15 protein-coding genes and 1 tRNA gene are annotated in these 15,668 nt (G+C 54.1%); 7 read left to right on the top strand and 9 right to left on the bottom strand.

The window, feature by feature from the left end:
* The first annotated feature begins 6 nt into the window (after window positions 1-6).
* Window positions 7-1,443 carry a magnesium transporter gene (gene mgtE / locus ABIE11_RS06760; protein WP_102104884.1) on the top strand — a complete coding sequence of 479 codons (1,437 nt, stop codon included), beginning with the start codon at window positions 7-9 and terminating at the stop codon, window positions 1,441-1,443.
* On the opposite strand, the gene ABIE11_RS06755 is transcribed toward mgtE, so the two are convergent.
* Window positions 1,406-2,707 carry a SulP family inorganic anion transporter gene (locus tag ABIE11_RS06755; protein WP_429184281.1) on the bottom strand — a complete coding sequence of 434 codons (1,302 nt, stop codon included), beginning with the start codon at window positions 2,705-2,707 and terminating at the stop codon, window positions 1,406-1,408. The genes mgtE and ABIE11_RS06755 overlap by 38 nt on opposite strands.
* A 190-nt stretch (window positions 2,708-2,897) precedes the next feature.
* On the opposite strand from ABIE11_RS06755, the gene mqo reads away from it, so the two are divergent.
* The gene (mqo, locus tag ABIE11_RS06750) at window positions 2,898-4,553 is read left to right on the top strand and encodes a malate dehydrogenase (quinone) (protein WP_102104882.1); all 1,656 of its coding nucleotides are present in this window, start codon (window positions 2,898-2,900) and stop codon (window positions 4,551-4,553) included.
* A gap of 46 nt (window positions 4,554-4,599) precedes the next feature.
* Here the strand turns inward: mqo and eco are convergent, their stop codons facing one another.
* Window positions 4,600-5,109 carry a serine protease inhibitor ecotin gene (gene eco, locus ABIE11_RS06745; RefSeq protein WP_429184179.1) on the bottom strand — a complete coding sequence of 170 codons (510 nt, stop codon included), beginning with the start codon at window positions 5,107-5,109 and terminating at the stop codon, window positions 4,600-4,602.
* Between the two features lie 204 nt (window positions 5,110-5,313).
* Between eco and ABIE11_RS06740 the strand changes: the two genes are divergently transcribed.
* Both ABIE11_RS06740 and ABIE11_RS06735 read left to right on the top strand, forming a co-directional pair.
* Window positions 5,314-5,574 carry a DUF2534 family protein gene (locus ABIE11_RS06740; RefSeq protein WP_100779489.1) on the top strand — a complete coding sequence of 87 codons (261 nt, stop codon included), beginning with the start codon at window positions 5,314-5,316 and terminating at the stop codon, window positions 5,572-5,574.
* 352 nt (window positions 5,575-5,926) lie between these two features.
* Window positions 5,927-6,832 (top strand): hypothetical protein, encoded by a 906-nt coding sequence (locus tag ABIE11_RS06735; RefSeq protein ID WP_429184178.1) that lies wholly within the window; start codon window positions 5,927-5,929, stop codon window positions 6,830-6,832.
* A 70-nt stretch (window positions 6,833-6,902) separates the two neighbouring features.
* Here the strand turns inward: ABIE11_RS06735 and ABIE11_RS06730 are convergent, their stop codons facing one another.
* The 5 genes from ABIE11_RS06730 to ABIE11_RS06710 all read right to left on the bottom strand — a co-directional run bounded on the left by ABIE11_RS06730 (window position 6,903) and on the right by ABIE11_RS06710 (window position 10,229).
* Entirely contained in the window at window positions 6,903-7,547 is a 645-nt protein-coding gene (locus tag ABIE11_RS06730; RefSeq protein WP_107703206.1) for a helix-turn-helix domain-containing protein, read from the bottom strand.
* Window positions 7,548-7,710: 163 nt separating this feature from the next.
* Window positions 7,711-7,950 (bottom strand): DinI family protein, encoded by a 240-nt coding sequence (locus ABIE11_RS06725; protein WP_100779492.1) that lies wholly within the window; start codon window positions 7,948-7,950, stop codon window positions 7,711-7,713.
* A 122-nt stretch (window positions 7,951-8,072) separates the two neighbouring features.
* A tRNA-Pro gene (locus tag ABIE11_RS06720) sits at window positions 8,073-8,149 on the bottom strand.
* Window positions 8,150-8,221: 72 nt separating this feature from the next.
* On the bottom strand, window positions 8,222-9,982 hold the full coding sequence (gene yejM / locus ABIE11_RS06715; RefSeq protein ID WP_107703207.1) for an LPS biosynthesis-modulating metalloenzyme YejM: 1,761 nt from the start codon (window positions 9,980-9,982) through the stop codon (window positions 8,222-8,224).
* A 19-nt stretch (window positions 9,983-10,001) separates the two neighbouring features.
* Window positions 10,002-10,229, bottom strand: a complete 228-nt coding sequence (locus ABIE11_RS06710; protein ID WP_100779494.1) for a YejL family protein — start codon at window positions 10,227-10,229, stop codon at window positions 10,002-10,004.
* A 134-nt stretch (window positions 10,230-10,363) separates the two neighbouring features.
* On the opposite strand from ABIE11_RS06710, the gene yejK reads away from it, so the two are divergent.
* A complete protein-coding gene (yejK, locus tag ABIE11_RS06705; RefSeq protein WP_100779495.1) occupies window positions 10,364-11,371 on the top strand; it encodes a nucleoid-associated protein YejK in 1,008 nt (335 codons plus the stop codon).
* Between the two features lie 50 nt (window positions 11,372-11,421).
* On the opposite strand, the gene rplY is transcribed toward yejK, so the two are convergent.
* Window positions 11,422-11,706, bottom strand: a complete 285-nt coding sequence (rplY, locus tag ABIE11_RS06700; RefSeq protein WP_100779496.1) for a 50S ribosomal protein L25 — start codon at window positions 11,704-11,706, stop codon at window positions 11,422-11,424.
* Window positions 11,707-11,830: 124 nt separating this feature from the next.
* Window positions 11,831-13,591 carry a DEAD/DEAH box helicase gene (locus ABIE11_RS06695; RefSeq protein WP_429184177.1) on the bottom strand — a complete coding sequence of 587 codons (1,761 nt, stop codon included), beginning with the start codon at window positions 13,589-13,591 and terminating at the stop codon, window positions 11,831-11,833.
* Between the two features lie 150 nt (window positions 13,592-13,741).
* Here ABIE11_RS06695 and rsuA point away from each other — a divergent pair, with 150 nt between their 5' ends.
* A complete protein-coding gene (rsuA, locus tag ABIE11_RS06690; protein WP_102104877.1) occupies window positions 13,742-14,449 on the top strand; it encodes a 16S rRNA pseudouridine(516) synthase RsuA in 708 nt (235 codons plus the stop codon).
* Window positions 14,450-14,464: 15 nt separating this feature from the next.
* Window positions 14,465-15,661 (top strand): Bcr/CflA family multidrug efflux MFS transporter, encoded by a 1,197-nt coding sequence (locus ABIE11_RS06685; protein ID WP_100779499.1) that lies wholly within the window; start codon window positions 14,465-14,467, stop codon window positions 15,659-15,661.
* Window positions 15,662-15,668 lie beyond the last annotated feature (7 nt).

Genomic DNA, 15,668 nt, shown 5'->3' with positions numbered 1-15,668 from the left:
TGATTGATGTCGTTGATAAACAAAAACAGCGCAAGGCTGCGCGATCAGGAGCGTGCCCGACTTATCTGGCTTCTGACCACTGATAAAGCGGTCACGTCGGCGTTACTCGGAAAATTAACCCTGGCTGAGCAATATGACGTCGGTACCTTGTCCGACGATATTGCTGAGGTAGGGGCGCTGGTTGCCCATCTGCCACCGCCGGACCTGGCGGATACCCTCGAGTCTCTCCCTTCAGAAGAGCGTCACGCTCTGTGGCGACTGGTGCAGGATCATGAGCGTGGTCAGGTACTCCTCGAGGCCTCGGAGAACGTCTGGGACGATCTCATCGATGATATGAGCGACCGCGAACTGCTTGATGCCGTGCAGACGCTGGATATTGACGAGCAGATCTACCTGGTTCAACACCTGCCGCGTAACCTGACGGGCCGCCTGCTGGCATCGCTGCCGGCGGAAGAGCGTGCTCGCGTACGCCAGGTAATGGACTTCGCTCAGGACAGCGTCGGCGCGATCATGGAGTTCGAGGTGATCATGGTGCGCCCGGACGTTACGCTGGCCACCGTGCAGCGCTATTTGCGCCGCAAAGGGAAAATGCCGGAAAACACCGATAAGCTGTTTGTCACGGCGCGCGACAAAACCCTGCTTGGCGAGCTTTCGCTGCAATCCATCCTGCTCAACGATGCACAGCGTCGGGTGAGTGAGGTGATGAATAACGAGCCAATGGTCTTCTCCCCGGAAGATGACGCTGAAAAGGCGGCGCGTACCTTCGAACGTGACAACCTGATCAGCGCCGCAGTTGTGGATTCCGTTGGCAAACTGATGGGCCGCGTGACGATCGATGAAATCGTTGACGTGGTCTACGAAGAGACCGACAACGATCTGCGCGCGTTAGGCGGTTTGAGCGCCGAAGATGACGTCCATGCCTCCGTCGGCAAAGCGGTCAAAACGCGCTGGGCGTGGCTGGCGATTAACCTCTGCACCGCTTTTATTGCCTCCCGGGTGATCGACGGCTTTGAACACACGATTTCACAGCTGGTGGCGCTGGCCTCTCTGATGCCAATCGTGGCAGGGATTGGCGGTAACACCGGGAATCAAACCATCACCATGATCGTGCGCGCCCTGGCGCTGGAGAAAATCCAGCCCGGCAACTTTACGTTCCTGATCTTCAGGGAGATGGGTGTGGCGCTGATTAACGGCCTGGTATGGGGCGGGATTATGGGCGGCATCACCTGGTGGTTGTATGACGATATGGCGCTGGGTGGCGTGATGATGCTGGCGATGGTGCTCAACCTGCTGGTGGCATCGATGATGGGGGTGATCATTCCGCTGACGATGACCCGCTTCGGGCGCGACCCCGCGGTGGGGTCGAGCGTGATGATCACCGCCATTACCGATACCGGCGGCTTCTTTATTTTCCTTGGTCTGGCGACGATTTTCCTGCTGTAGCCGCGTGCTTGCGCTTCAGTCGGGCCGGGATTATCACCATCACGATGATCCCGCCCAGTACGCCAATCGCCAGATTGCCGGTTGAGACGGTGGCCGCAACGGTCACCACCATGACCAGGGTTTCAGCAATCGGCGCGTCTTTCACGGTTCCCGGCTGAATGCTGTGCCAGTTGAAGGTCTTGAACGCCACAATCGCCATAATCCCGGCCAGCACCGCCATCGGAATCTGCGCCATGACTTCGCTCAAGCCGGTGACCAGAATCAGCAGAACCACACCCGCCGCCAGCGTAGATATGCGGCTGCGTCCTTTCCCCATCTCCACGTTAACGATGGTTTGCCCGATCATTGCGCAACCGGCGATACCGCCGTAAAAGCCGGACATCATATTCGCAACCCCCAGCCCGATGCTCTCCCGGCGTTTACTCGACGGCGTCAGGGTGAGTTCATCCACCAGTTTTGCCGTCAGCAACGATTCCATCAGACCGACAAAGGCGATGCTGAGCGCGCAGGGCCAGATAATGCTCAGGGTGTGCAGGTTCAGCGGCACCAGCAGCTGTGTCAGACCCGGCAGCCCACCGCTCATGGAGCCTTCGTCGCCGACGGTCGGCAGAATCTGCCCGCTGGTCACGGTAAAGAGGGTTAAAACGACAATGGCGATAAGCGGGGAGGGAACGCTTTTGATAAACCGAGGCGCCCACAGGACTATCAGCAGCGTCAGCACAAACAGGCCGACGATCAGCGGGCTTTTGGTCCAGAAATGGGGCACCTGGGCAAAGAAAATCAAAATGCCGAGGGCATTCACAAACCCGGTCATCACCGACTGGGGTATAAAGCGCATCAGACGCGCCATGCCGAGCACGCCAAACAGGATCTGAATGAGACCGGCGAGGATCACGGCAGGCAAAATATACTGAACCCCGTGCAGATGCACCATTGGGCCGATCACCAGGGCGACGGAACCGGCAGCAGCGGTAACCATCGCCGGACGGCCGCCTAAAAAGGACATCGCCAGACAGAGCACCACCGAGGCGATAAGACTCACCTTCGGGTCCACTCCGGCGACCACGGAAAACGAGATCACTTCGGGGATAAGCGCCAGGGCGGTAATCACGCCGGCTAAGGTTTCGCGCATCAACATTTTAGGTGAGCGCAGTACGCTCGAGACGCGACCATCGTCAGGCGTCAGGGCAGAAGTGTGTGGTAATGACATAGCTATTCGCAGGTTAGGGCAGGCTTCCGTGCGCGCGATCACAAAGTGCAGCATAGTAGCCAGAAAAGCCGCGCGGTGCCAGCCAGCAATCCTGATACCCACACAATTATTCAAACATTTAATTTCACAATTACAATAATTTCTTAACCTTTAAACAATGTTTAAAAATTGTTAACGTTCCCCCGCAGCTTATTTCACCTGCAATTTCCACGTAAAAAGCACGACTACAAGTAAGGCATAAATGATGAAAAAAATGACTGCCATGCTCTTTTCTATGGCCGTAGGGCTGAGCGCCATCTCAATGGCGGCGAAAGCAGATACGCCTAAAGAGCAGGAAACGGACGTCCTTTTAATTGGCGGCGGCATTATGAGCGCCACGCTGGGCACCTATTTACAGGAATTACAGCCAGACTGGTCGATGACCATGGTTGAGCGCCTCGACGGCGTGGCGCAGGAGAGTTCGAACGGCTGGAACAACGCCGGTACGGGCCACTCGGCACTCATGGAACTGAACTATACGCCGCAGAAAAAGGACGGTTCCATTAGTATCGAGAAGGCGGTTGAGATCAACGAAGCCTTCCAGATCTCCCGCCAGTTCTGGTCACATCAGGTGAACAGCGGTGTGATGCACGACCCGCACTCCTTTATTAATACCGTTCCGCACATGAGCTTTGTGTGGGGCGACGACAACGTCAACTTCCTGCGCGCGCGCTACGCCGCGTTGCAGCAGAGCAGCCTGTTCCGTGGCATGAAATATTCCGAAGATCATGCGCAGATCAAAGAGTGGGCGCCGCTGGTGATGGAAGGGCGTGACCCGAATCAGAAAGTGGCCGCGACCCGTACTGAAATCGGGACCGACGTGAACTACGGCGAAATCACCCGTCAGCTGGTGGGCGCATTGCAGAAGAAAGACAACTTCAAACTGCAGGTAAGCACCGAAGTGCGCGGCTTTAAGCGTAACGCGGATAACAGCTGGAGCGTGACCGTCGCCGATCTGAAAAACAATGAAGCCGAGCACGTGATCAAGGCGAAGTTCGTCTTTATCGGGGCCGGTGGCGCTGCGCTGAAACTGTTGCAGGAGTCCGGTATTCCGGAAGCCGACGACTACGCGGGCTTCCCGGTTGGCGGCCAGTTCCTGGTCTCTGATAACCCGGAAGTGGTGAACCGTCATCTGGCGAAAGTGTATGGTCAGGCCTCCGTTGGCGCCCCGCCGATGTCTGTTCCGCATATCGACACCCGTATTCTGGACGGCAAACGCGTGGTGCTGTTTGGGCCGTTTGCGACCTTCTCCACGAAATTCCTGAAAAACGGCTCCCTGTGGGATCTGCTGAGTTCCACTACGACCTCGAACTTTATGCCGATGGTGGATGTGGGCCTGGATAACTTTGATCTGGTGAAATACCTGATTAGCCAGGTGATGCTCTCCGATGACGACCGTTTTGCTGCCCTGCAAGAGTACTACCCGCAGGCGAAGAAAGCCGACTGGCGTTTATGGCAGGCGGGTCAGCGCGTGCAGATCATCAAGCGCGATCCGAAAGAGGGCGGCGTTCTGCGTCTGGGTACGGAAGTCGTGAGCGACAAAGACGGGACCATTGCCGCGCTGCTGGGCGCATCGCCGGGAGCATCCACTGCGGCACCGATCATGCTGCATCTGATGGAAAAAGTGTTTAAAGATAAAGTTGCCAGCCCGGAATGGCAGGCGAAGCTGAAAAACATTATTCCGTCTTATGGCACCAAACTGAACGGTAACGTGGCAGCGACGGAACAAGAGCTGGAGTACACCAGCGGTGTTCTGCAGCTCAAATACGAAAAACCGCAGGCAGCAGATGTGGCACCGCAGGCGCAACCGCAGGCAAAACCACAGCCGGAATCTAAACCGGTCGCGGATATCGCGCTGTAAATACTATGAAGGACAAAAAAGCCGGGTATCACTACCCGGCTTTTTTTTAACGCACGACTGCGTTTTCGACATTCTCGTCGGCTTTCCAGACGCGGTATTTCACGTCGATATTCTCGGGCGTGTAAACCACAATCGGTAATTTGCTGTTGTAGCGCAGCAGGCTGTTATCGCCAAGATACGCTGTCACGAACTGCTGCGTTTTTTCCCCGTCCGGGCAGGCCATCATCGTGGAAACCGGCGACGTCACGTTATCGAAGACGTAATAGTCGTAGCCCCAGCCTTCCAGGGTTTTGCTTTCCAGTTTGCCGCCAAGGCGATGACGATTGCAGTCCACTTCCAGGTTCTGTCCAATCAGCAGTTCTACTTTAAACGCAGACTCATCTTCCTGAGCCGGGAGCTGGATAACCTGACGCTTCATGCCTTTTTCCGCCTGCGGGTACGGCGCAATCTTTTCCAGAGGCTGCGCTTTCGGCGTTTCGCTTGCGAAGGCGCTGGTGCTCATGCAGGCAGCAGCCAGAAGGGCGATGGCAAATTTAGGTGTGTTTTTCACAGTCATTCCTTTTATGTCAAACAATCGATGCAAGATTAGCATAGTGCAGACGTCTGCCTGGTGGGATTTACCTATATTTTGATTTCACTCGGTTGATCACACTGCTTTTGTGGTTGTATGGCAGAGATAAATGCTGATATGGAATGAAAGGGGAGATCGTGTTAGGGTTAGCGTTAAATAATGTTATTCATCTGTAAAGGAAAGAGAGACATGGTCCGCGCAAAGCTTAAAACCCCCGAAGGCAGGAAGTTTTTACTGGCGCTGTTTGTGGTGTTTCTGATTGCCGCCGCAGGCGTCGGTCGGGCAACAATCGTCGGTGTGATTGAGCAGTACAATATTCCGCTCTCACAGTGGACGACCAGCATGTACGTCCTGCAGTCGGCGATGATTTTTGTTTACAGCATGGTCTTCACCATTTTACTGGCGATTCCGCTGGGGATCTTTTTCCTCGGTGGCCCTGATAAGCATTGAATAATCGCCCATGATAAATAAGCCAACCTTCGGGTTGGTTTTTTTATGCCTGAATCGTTCTGAAAATGTTAAAACGTTACGTTTGCGTTAACCTCATGCATGTCAAAAATATCATTAATTAACACGTATTATGTATACATTAAATAAAGTCAATCCTATAAAAAACTTTCATTGATTGTATTAGAGTGCATAATTGCTTTCCTTTATTAATATCTATAGCCTTTGTCACACAAATTTAATTCTGTTTCGTAAAAGATTAAATGTAAACATTTCTGGCTTCGAAAATAATCATAAACCCGTAACGCTAATTAAAGGCGGGGTTTACTGTTGAATAAATTTAGTGAGTGATGTGATGAAAAAAACAATTATTTCTCTGGTGGTCCTGTATTCTTTTTCTGTTTCAGCTCATGCGATGACAGTTGATGAGGCGAAGGCTGAAGTCGCTCAAGCTGAGCATGCCGTGGAGTCAGCCCACGATCAGGTTATTCACAATAACCACAGTGTGACTCACACTACAATGCAAGACGATCGTGATCTGATGAATGTTGCGGGCCAAATGCGCGCGGAGGCTTATGCCGATCAGCGCGCAGCAGAGCAAGAAGCGCAGAACCAAAAAGATGCTGCGGAGAAAGCGCAGGCCAATGCTGAACGTGATGCGAAAATCGCTGAAACGCGTTTAAATTCTCCGTCTGCCACTGCCAGCCACAGCAAGGGCTGGGTAATGGCACCGGGCATCATTAAAGAGTCTAATCCTGCGGGTTATCCAACGCATCAGATTGGGCCTGCGACGCATCTGGACAGCAGTGTCGCGGATCAGCAGGCGGCAGCGGTGGCGAAAGCGGAGATGGCACAGCACGAAGCGGAGCTGTCGAATTACGGTGTAAAACGCTCCGGAACGGCCACCTATTCGGAACCAGCGCGTGTAATCAGCTATTCTGGTCCGTCGACGCGCCCAAACACTGGCGCAACCATTACTGGCGCAACCATTAACGTCGCGGCAAATACCCTGAAACCAGATACTCAGGTCCAGATTACGGATACGGCAGGCCATAAAAGTGTGGTTAAGGCTTCGACGCTGACCCCATCCACTCAGGTAAGTATCCCGTTCCACAGTGCTTTCCAGCATGCGAAGAAAGGCGGTAATAACCGTAATACGGCTTCTTCCCAATCCGAACATGGAACCGGAACCGGTGCGGACAATGCGCATGACCACGCCTTTGGCGGGCATGTGGGTGCGGGCGGTGGCTTCCATATGTAACGGGAATCAATGTAAATTAAAAGGCCATCGATTGATGGCCTTTTTAATGACAGAAAACAATAAATAAGGGCTAACGAGGGGTGTCGTTAATAAACGTCAATACACCTCGCTGAATACCGATGATATTTTCGCTTTTCATTTCAGCCAGAATACTCATTACGCCACTGCGGGAAAGCCCTGTTTTTTCCATAATATATTTGCATGAGTTTGTTTTCAGCCGGTATTGCTCACTTTCGTTCATTAAGTCAACCAGACAGTCACGGATAATCTCCCGTGAGCGTAGCCCTATACTGTAATGGCTTAAGGCGGAGTGCAGGCCCATAATGTAGAGAAGATAGTTACTGTAATCTTCCCACATTTTCTGCTCTTTAATGATCGTCATGGCGGTTTTGTAAGGCAAAATAGCGACATTCACCGCGGTGACGCTCATCAATCGGAACGCATTCCCCATATATTCAGGATGTGATATTCCGGCCACAAAGGGCGCTTTCAGCGTTCCTTTTAGCGTTCCGTTATCAATACGAGAAATATCCACCAGCCCTTCGAGGAGAATTAAGCACAGACGCTCACCCTGGCTATCAAGATGCAGGATACGGTGTGCGGAAAATTGTTTAAGCTGTGCGTGAGGAAGAAAGCGATGGATCAATCGGTCAATCTGCGCGTGCGGTTTAAAACGCGTCAGTGTGTGGATTGGCATGGCAGCTTTGGGATTCATGATGGTGCCCGGCGTTTTTAAGTAATTATCGCAGAAGCTGTGAAACGCGCAATCACATGCTCACACTGCGACATAAAACAACTATACGAATGGTGAGCATTGTTTAATGACCCCTGGGATGAGTCGCCAGGGGTCATAGTCGTAAGAAAGAAGTGCAGGGGGGTTACTCAGAAACCATCCACATATCCGCTTCTTCAAACATCTCTTCCAGCATGCGGTTGAGTTTCTCGCGATCGCTTTTGCTGGCATCGCTGTTCAAACCGTTCGCCTGCATAGGTTTCACTTTCACCACTGCCTCCGGGAAGATCCGGTGCACGCGTTTTGTTAATTCATTCAGGATGATGTCACTGGCGCCCGGTAAACCTGCAACGTTGCGCTTGTCATAAACGAGTTCAACAAACATAACTGCCTCATGATAACTGTTTTTATATACAGCATCTTCGCGGTTACGCCCTTAAGAGTCAAGCAGTCCGGATGTTCAGGCATAAAAAAACCAACCGTAAAAGGTTGGTTTTTTTACTATTTTGGTCGGCACGGAGAGATTTGAACTCTCGACCCTCGCCACCCCATGACGATGCGCTACCAGGCTGCGCTACGTGCCGACGTATGAAAAAGATACTACCTGTTTGCATTCTGAATGCAAGAGTGTACCACGCTAACTGATTTAAAATTAATCAGTTAGCGATAAAACGTTTCTCGTCAGTGAGCACCTGTAGCAACAGGCTCAGCTGCGGTTTTTGGTCGTGAATCTTCTCACCCTGCAGGTTATACGTCTGGTAATTGCCGTTGCTGTTGAGCACCAGCGTCAGTGCTGGCGTAGTCACTGCCAAGGTGTTGTTGCTGGCTGCCGTCACCCAGTTATGGCGACGCGTGGCGCTAAACAGATCCTGACCCTGAGAATACTCATTCGCCGGTGTGCTGACGTGCAGCAAACGTTGCATCAGCGTGGTCATCACATCTTTGTGATCTGTCAGCATATTGATGCGCTGCGCCGGTGTGCCCGGCCAGTGTACAACCAGCGGAACGTGCAGGTTAGGGCGCGACCAGTTCATGTCCGTCGCTTCATCGCCCAGCGGCACGCCGTGGCCCGCAGTGATAATCACCACGGTATTGTCCAGCTTGCCGGATTCGCGCAGGGCGTTAATCACGCGCGCAATCTGATCGTCGACATTGCCGGCCGCGCGGCTGTAGCGACGGACAAAGCCTTTTTGATTGCTGTCATCAAGGTTAGTGCCGTTGAAGGCCACCCATGAGAACCAGCGGTTATCTTCTTGCGCGTAGCGATTGAGCCAGTTTACCCACTGGCCGGCAGTCTGTTCGTCAGTCTGATTTTGCGCAGGCGGCAGTGAGAAATCAGACAGCAGTGCCTGGCGATAGAGCGGGCTACTGAAACCGTCAGAGGAGAACAGCCCCAGCTGGTAACCCTGTTGGTTCAGGGAGGTAATCAGCGCCGCAGGCGTTCGGGCGGAAAGCACGCCGTCCATATAGCCTGCGGAGATACCGTAGAACAAACCAAAAATACCGGCGTCGGTGTTATTTCCCGAGCTCATATGTTGGGTGAAGTTGATATTCTGCTCGGCAAACTGTGCAAGCGCAGGCATCTGCTTCTCGTAACGGGAGTAGTTCAGGCCGTCGACGGTAATAAGCAGAACGTTCTGGCCCTGACCCATATCGCGATAACGCAACTCGCTCAGCGGATACTGGACCGACACGGCTTCCGGATTACCTTGTTCCACCAGACGGCGCTGATATTCCTGCGCATCCAGCAGGCCGTGTTTCTCCAGGAAGCGGCGTGCCGTCATCGGATAGGAGAGCGGCAGGTTGGCGCGCTGCATAGTAATCGGGCGATAGAAGTTCGCATCCGCCCAGATGTACATAATATGGGAGCTGATAAACGCGACGAAAAACAGGGCCGCAACGGGCTGGGCATAGTGGCGACGGCGGGTGAGGCTTCGCAGTTTTTGCCAGCTCCAGGTGGCAAACAGCATCTCAATCAGCAGGATAATCGGCACGCTGATAAACATCAGCTGCCAGTCACGCGCGGTTTCGTTCTGGTCGGGATTGATCACCAGTTCCCAGACGATGGGATTGAGATGGAGGTGAAAACGGGTGAAAACTTCGCTGTCGATCAGCAGCAGGGTCATGCCGACAGTGGCGAGAATTGCGGATAAAAACCGCATCAGCCTCTGCGACATCACGATAAACGTCAGAGGGAACAGAATCAGCAGATAGGTGGCGAAGACCAAAAAGCTAAAGTGCCCGACAACGCTTATCCAGGAGTAAATGCGCCCGGTTAAGGTCGTCGGCCAGTCGGCCACTAACAGATAACGGCTGCCGAGAACCATGGCCAACAGAATGTTGAACAAGGCAAACCAGTGCCCCCAGCTAACCATCTGGGAGACTTTTTCACGGTAGCGCTGACGATTCGTCACCATAGACTGTCGTTCGTTTCCCTTAATGCGCCTGGTCGTCGCTGACGGATGACTGCAACGCGTGGGCGAATGATTTTGCGATCGCCTGACGTTGGGCCGGAGCAACGCTGGTATTGATAAGGTTGGTGACCATATTTCCCAGAACCATCAGGGAGAGATCGGTCGGCGTTTTATGTTTTTCAAGTACGTTGACCAGCTCACTGAGCAGTTGTTCAACGTGTTCATCACTATAGCGGGAATGTTGTGGCATAAATCGAAATCAGTTTGTTGATGAGAGGGCAACATATTACCGTAGCAACAGCTTTTTTTCCCCTTTTTTATCTTCTATTGCACACATGCGTGGGTGGTGGTTGAATACCGCCCGGTCTTAAAGGAGAGTTTATCATGAGTCTGGATATCAACCAGATTGCCTTGCACCAGCTTATCAAGCGTGATGAGCAAACCCTGGAGCTGGTGCTTCGCGATTCGTTACTGGAACCAACGCCTACCGTTACGGAAATGATGGCGGAGCTACACCGCGTCTACAGCGCTAAAAATAAAGCCTATGGCATGTTCAACGACGAGAGTGAGCTGGCCGAAAGCCTGCGTCTGCAACGCCAGGGCGAAGAGGATTTTCTGGCGTTTAGCCGCGCGGCAACCGGGCGTCTGCGTGACGAGCTGGCAAAATATCCGTTCGCAGACGGCGGTATCGTACTGTTTTGTCAGTACCGCTATCTCGCCGTGGAGTACCTGCTGGTCACGGTGCTCAGCAATCTGAGCAGCATGCGTGTCAACGAGCAGATGGATATCAGCTCCACACATTATCTGGATATCAACCACGCCGATATCGTGGCGCGAATCGATCTGACCGAATGGGAAACCAACCCGGAATCGACGCGATATCTGACGTTCCTGAAAGGGCGCGTGGGCCGCAAAGTCGCCGATTTCTTCATGGACTTCCTCGGCGCCAGCGAAGGTCTGAACGCGAAAGCGCAGAACAAAGGGCTGCTGCAGGCCGTGGATGATTTCACCGCAGAAGCGCAGCTCGATAAATCCGAGCGTCAGAACGTGCGTCAGCAGGTTTACAGCTACTGCAACGAACAGCTGCAGGCGGGCGAAGAGATTGAACTGGAGTCGCTGTCGAAAGAGCTTTCTGGCGTCAGCGAGGTCAGCTTCCATGAGTTTACGGCGGATAAAGGCTACGAGCTGGAAGAGAGCTTCCCGGCGGATCGCAGCACCCTGCGTCAGCTCACCAAATTTGCCGGTAGCGGCGGCGGGTTAACGGTGAACTTCGATGCCATGCTGCTCGGCGAGCGCATTTTCTGGGACCCGGCGACGGACACCTTAACCATCAAAGGTACACCGCCGAACCTGCGCGACCAGCTGCAACGCCGTACGTCTGGCGGTAAATAACAGCCATAAAAAAACCCCGCAATGCGGGGTTTTTCTCAACTTGTTGGCGATTAAGCGCGAACGAAGTCGACGTGAGACAGTTTTGGCTTGAACGGGTGACGCTGAACAGCCTGAACTTTCACTTTTTCTTCTTTGCCATCGATAACGATAGTCAGAACTTCGGTGTAGAAACCTTCTTTAGTCTGCTGGTTCCAGACTTTGTCCTGGTCCATCTCGATTGCTACTGGAGCAGCATCTCCACCATAGATGATAGCCGGGAATTTGTTAGCTGCGCGCAGGCGGCGGCTCGCACCCTTACCCTGCACAGAACGTACTTCTGCATTGATAGTAAACATTGATTTCTCTCTGTAAATAAGTCCTGCTACAGGCGACCCAGCAGCAGGTGAGTGTTCTGCCTCACGGATGTGAAGCGGGCGGCATTTTATACTCAAACGCCCGTCACATCAATCAAAAGTGCCCTTAACCGCGCAATTCATTGGCCCGACGGAAACGCCCTTCGTAATCGAAGACCTTCTCGCGCACCTGCCAGAATTGGCCTTTTTTGCGCGCGACGACAAAATCCGGATGGCGCAACAATACCTGCTGATGGACGATGTCGGCGACCGTTATCCAGCGCAACGGCACGCCTGGCGTGCGGGTATGCGGGCGAATAAACAGCTGTTCAAAAGCCGTGCGCTGGGCGGGCGTATGCAGACGAAAACGCTCGCTGACGTCCGCACCGTCCTCATCGTAATAGGTGATTTTCAGCCATTCGCCTTTCTCGTCGGCGCCGGGTTGCAGCGCCATGCCCGAGCAGCGTAGCACCAGCGCGTCTTTCAGCTTCAGCGCGGCTTTCAGCATGTCATCAGGATCGACCAGCACCGTGTCACATTCGCGACAGCGCCGCGCAGCAATATCATTTTCGGCGTTACACTGCGGGCAGTTTTTAAAGCGAAAGCGGTAATCGCACTGCTCGCGATGACCGTCATCATCCTCAAACCAGCCCTGACAGCGGCGGCCAAAATGCTCGATCAGGGTTCCGTCGGCAGTGGTTTTCCCCCAGAAGGTATTGGCGAAACCGCAGCCAGGACAGAAAACCTGCACCGGGACGTTCCCGCTTTTGCCCTTTGGCGTACCCACTTCCGGTGAATAGAGATCGTGCGGGTTCCCCGCGTAATCAAGAATCAGACAGTCGGTCTTGCCGGGAGACAGCCGCAGCCCACGGCCGACAATCTGCTGATACAGGCTGACGGATTCGGTCGGGCGCAAAATCGCAATCAGATCCACGTGCGGGGCGTCAAACCCGGTGGTCAGCACCGAGACATTCACCAGATAGCGGAACTGCTGTGCTTTAAAGGCGTCGATCAGCGTGTCGCGCTCGGGCCCTGGCGTTTCACCGGTGATCAGTGCCGCGTCTTCGGCCGGAAGCAGGCCGGTTATCTCTCTGGCGTGCTCGACGGTGGCCGCGAAAATCATCACCCCTTTGCGCGTCTGGGCGAACTCTTCGATCTGGCTGATGATATGCGGGGTGATGCGCTGCTGTTTTTTCAGCTCCTGGTTCATATCCGCTTCGCTAAACAGCCCGTTACTCTGGGCCTGCAAGCGGCTGAAATCATACTGCACGACCGGCATATCCAGCCGCTCGGGTGGTGTCAGATAACCGTGCTTAATCATGTAGCGCAGGGGCAGCTCATAGATGCAATCGCGGAACAGGGCTTTTTCGTCGCCACGCACCATGCCGTGATAATGGAACTGATAGATCCAGCCTTTGCCGAGGCGGAAGGGCGTAGCGGTCAGCCCCAGCAGGCGAACCTGCGGGTTTACCGTTTTCAGATGATTAAGGATTTGCTGATACTGGCTCTCATCGTCATCGCTGATCCGATGACACTCGTCGACAATCAATAGTGAGAATTCACTGCGAAAATGCGCCAGGTTTCGTGCGACCGACTGCACGCTGCCAAACACCACTTTGCCGTGGCTCTCTTTGCGTTTCAGCCCGGCGGCGAAGATATCGGCCTCAAGACCCAGAGCACAGTATTTGGCATGGTTTTGCGCTACCAGCTCTTTGACGTGGGCCAGTACCAACACCCGGCCACGCGCCAGCCGTGCCAGTTCGGCAATTACCAGGCTTTTGCCCGCTCCGGTGGGCAGGACGATGGCGGCAGGTTCAGTGTGCTTGCGAAACCAGGCGAGGGTGGCGTCAACGGCTTCCTGCTGATAGGGGCGAAGTGTAAAAGTCATGAGCTCTCGATTTTGTTATCACGCACATAGTATGCCACGAAACTTTTTCCCTTGAGTGGCGCAACCAGACCGCTATACTGGACCGTTCTTGACTGCTTATTTTTCGGACATGTTGTCCGACTTCCAGCACCATAAAGGCTATAAGATTTCATGCGACTTGATAAGTTTATCGCTCAGCAACTCGGCGTAAGCCGCGCTATTGCCGGGCGTGAAATTCGCGCCAGCCGCGTTACCGTGGATGGCGATATTGTGAAAGAGAGCGCTTTCAAACTCCAGCCAGAACATGAGGTGGAGTACGACGGCAACACGCTGACCCAGCAGAATGGCCCGCGCTATTTCATGCTCAATAAGCCGGAAGGGTACGTGTGCTCGACGGATGACCCGGATCACCCGACGGTGCTCTATTTCCTGGATGAACCTGTCGCGCACAAGCTGCATGCGGCGGGGCGTCTGGATATTGATACCACCGGTCTGGTGCTGATGACCGACGACGGCCAGTGGTCGCACCGCATTACGTCTCCGCGTCATCACTGCGAAAAGACCTATCTGGTTACGCTCGAATCACCGGTGTCTGACGATACCGCCGAGCAGTTTACCAAAGGCGTGCAGCTGCATAATGAAAAAGATCTGACCAAACCCGCGCAGCTGGACGTGATCACCCCGACCGAAGTGCGTCTGACCATTAGCGAAGGCCGTTACCATCAGGTGAAGCGAATGTTCGCCGCCGTCGGCAACCGTGTGGTTGGGCTGCACCGCGAACGTATTGGTGAAATCGCCCTCGATCCCGAGCTTGAACCCGGTGAATACCGCCCGTTGACGGAAGAAGAGATTGCCAGCGTTGGCATGCCTTCCCGCTAATTTCAGGAGCACACTGTGACCACCAGGCCACACTCGTCAATTAGCATCGTATTTATTCTTGGCCTGCTGGCCATGCTGATGCCGCTGTCGATCGATATGTACCTGCCCGCACTGCCGGTGATTTCCGCGCAGTTTGGCGTTCCGGCAGGCAGCGCGCAAATGACGCTCAGTACCTATATCCTCGGTTTCGCTGTCGGGCAGTTATTGTACGGCCCGATGGCAGACAGCATTGGCCGCAAGCCGGTGATCCTCGGGGGAACGCTGGTGTTTGCAGGGGCGGCGGTGGCCTGTGCGCTGGCGCAGACCATCGATCATCTGATTATCATGCGATTCTTCCACGGCCTGGCGGCAGCGGCGGCGAGCGTGGTGATTAACGCCCTGATGCGCGATATCTATCCGAAAGAAGAGTTCTCGCGCATGATGTCCTTCGTCATGCTGGTCACTACCATTGCGCCACTGCTGGCGCCGATGATCGGTGGCGCAGTGCTGGTGTGGTTTAGCTGGCACGCCATCTTCTGGATCCTGGCGATCGCGGCGCTGCTGGCGTCGGCGATGATCTTCTTCTTTATTGACGAAACCTTGCCGGTGGAACGTCGGCAGAAGTTTCATATTCGCACCACCATCGGCAACTTCGCCTCACTGTTCCGCCATAAACGTGTGCTGAGCTATATGCTGGCGAGCGGTTTCAGCTTTGCGGGGATGTTCTCATTCCTGAGCGCCGGGCCGTTTGTTTACATCGAGATCAACCACGTTTCGCCGCAGCATTTTGGCTACTACTTCGCCCTGAACATCGTGTTCCTGTTTGTGATGACCATCATTAACAGCCGCTTTGTTCGCCGGGCAGGGGCGCTGAATATGTTCCGCGCCGGGCTGTGGATCCAGTTTGTGATGGCTGTCTGGATGGTGCTCAGCGCCTTCTTTGGCGTCGGTTTCTGGGCGCTGGTGGTCGGCGTGGCGGCGTTTGTTGGCTGCGTGTCAATGGTGTCATCCAATGCGATGGCCGTTATCCTTGATGAGTTTCCGCATATGGCGGGGACGGCCTCATCGCTGGCGGGAACCTTCCGCTTCGGGATTGGTGCGATTGTCGGGGCACTGCTCTCCATGGCGACCTTTAACACCGCCTGGCCGATGATTTGGTCAATCGCGTTTTGCGCGACCTGCTCCATTCTCTTCTATCTTTACGCCAGCCGGCCGCGAAAAACGGCAAGCTGATAACAGA

Source organism: Lelliottia sp. 489, assembly GCF_050435885.1.
Taxonomy (GTDB): Bacteria; Pseudomonadota; Gammaproteobacteria; order Enterobacterales; family Enterobacteriaceae; genus Enterobacter; species Enterobacter nimipressuralis.
Note: the sequence above shows the minus strand (reverse complement) of the source record. Positions and strands in the feature narration are given on the sequence as shown.

What these genes read in the sequence shown, in the direction of transcription:
- mqo (WP_102104882.1), top strand. Translation starts at nt 2,898, where the DNA reads ATGAAAAAAATGACTGCCATGCTCTTTTCTATGGCCGTAGGGCTGAGC.
- rsuA (WP_102104877.1), top strand. Translation starts at nt 13,742, where the DNA reads ATGCGACTTGATAAGTTTATCGCTCAGCAACTCGGCGTAAGCCGCGCT.
- mgtE (WP_102104884.1), top strand. Translation starts at nt 7, where the DNA reads ATGTCGTTGATAAACAAAAACAGCGCAAGGCTGCGCGATCAGGAGCGT.
- rplY (WP_100779496.1), bottom strand. Translation starts at nt 11,706, where the DNA reads ATGTTTACTATCAATGCAGAAGTACGTTCTGTGCAGGGTAAGGGTGCG.
- eco (WP_429184179.1), bottom strand. Translation starts at nt 5,109, where the DNA reads ATGACTGTGAAAAACACACCTAAATTTGCCATCGCCCTTCTGGCTGCT.
- yejK (WP_100779495.1), top strand. Translation starts at nt 10,364, where the DNA reads ATGAGTCTGGATATCAACCAGATTGCCTTGCACCAGCTTATCAAGCGT.
- ABIE11_RS06740 (WP_100779489.1), top strand. Translation starts at nt 5,314, where the DNA reads ATGGTCCGCGCAAAGCTTAAAACCCCCGAAGGCAGGAAGTTTTTACTG.
- ABIE11_RS06695 (WP_429184177.1), bottom strand. Translation starts at nt 13,591, where the DNA reads ATGACTTTTACACTTCGCCCCTATCAGCAGGAAGCCGTTGACGCCACC.
- ABIE11_RS06725 (WP_100779492.1), bottom strand. Translation starts at nt 7,950, where the DNA reads ATGTTTGTTGAACTCGTTTATGACAAGCGCAACGTTGCAGGTTTACCG.
- ABIE11_RS06735 (WP_429184178.1), top strand. Translation starts at nt 5,927, where the DNA reads ATGAAAAAAACAATTATTTCTCTGGTGGTCCTGTATTCTTTTTCTGTT.
- ABIE11_RS06710 (WP_100779494.1), bottom strand. Translation starts at nt 10,229, where the DNA reads ATGCCACAACATTCCCGCTATAGTGATGAACACGTTGAACAACTGCTC.
- yejM (WP_107703207.1), bottom strand. Translation starts at nt 9,982, where the DNA reads ATGGTGACGAATCGTCAGCGCTACCGTGAAAAAGTCTCCCAGATGGTT.
- ABIE11_RS06730 (WP_107703206.1), bottom strand. Translation starts at nt 7,547, where the DNA reads ATGAATCCCAAAGCTGCCATGCCAATCCACACACTGACGCGTTTTAAA.
- ABIE11_RS06755 (WP_429184281.1), bottom strand. Translation starts at nt 2,707, where the DNA reads ATGCTGCACTTTGTGATCGCGCGCACGGAAGCCTGCCCTAACCTGCGA.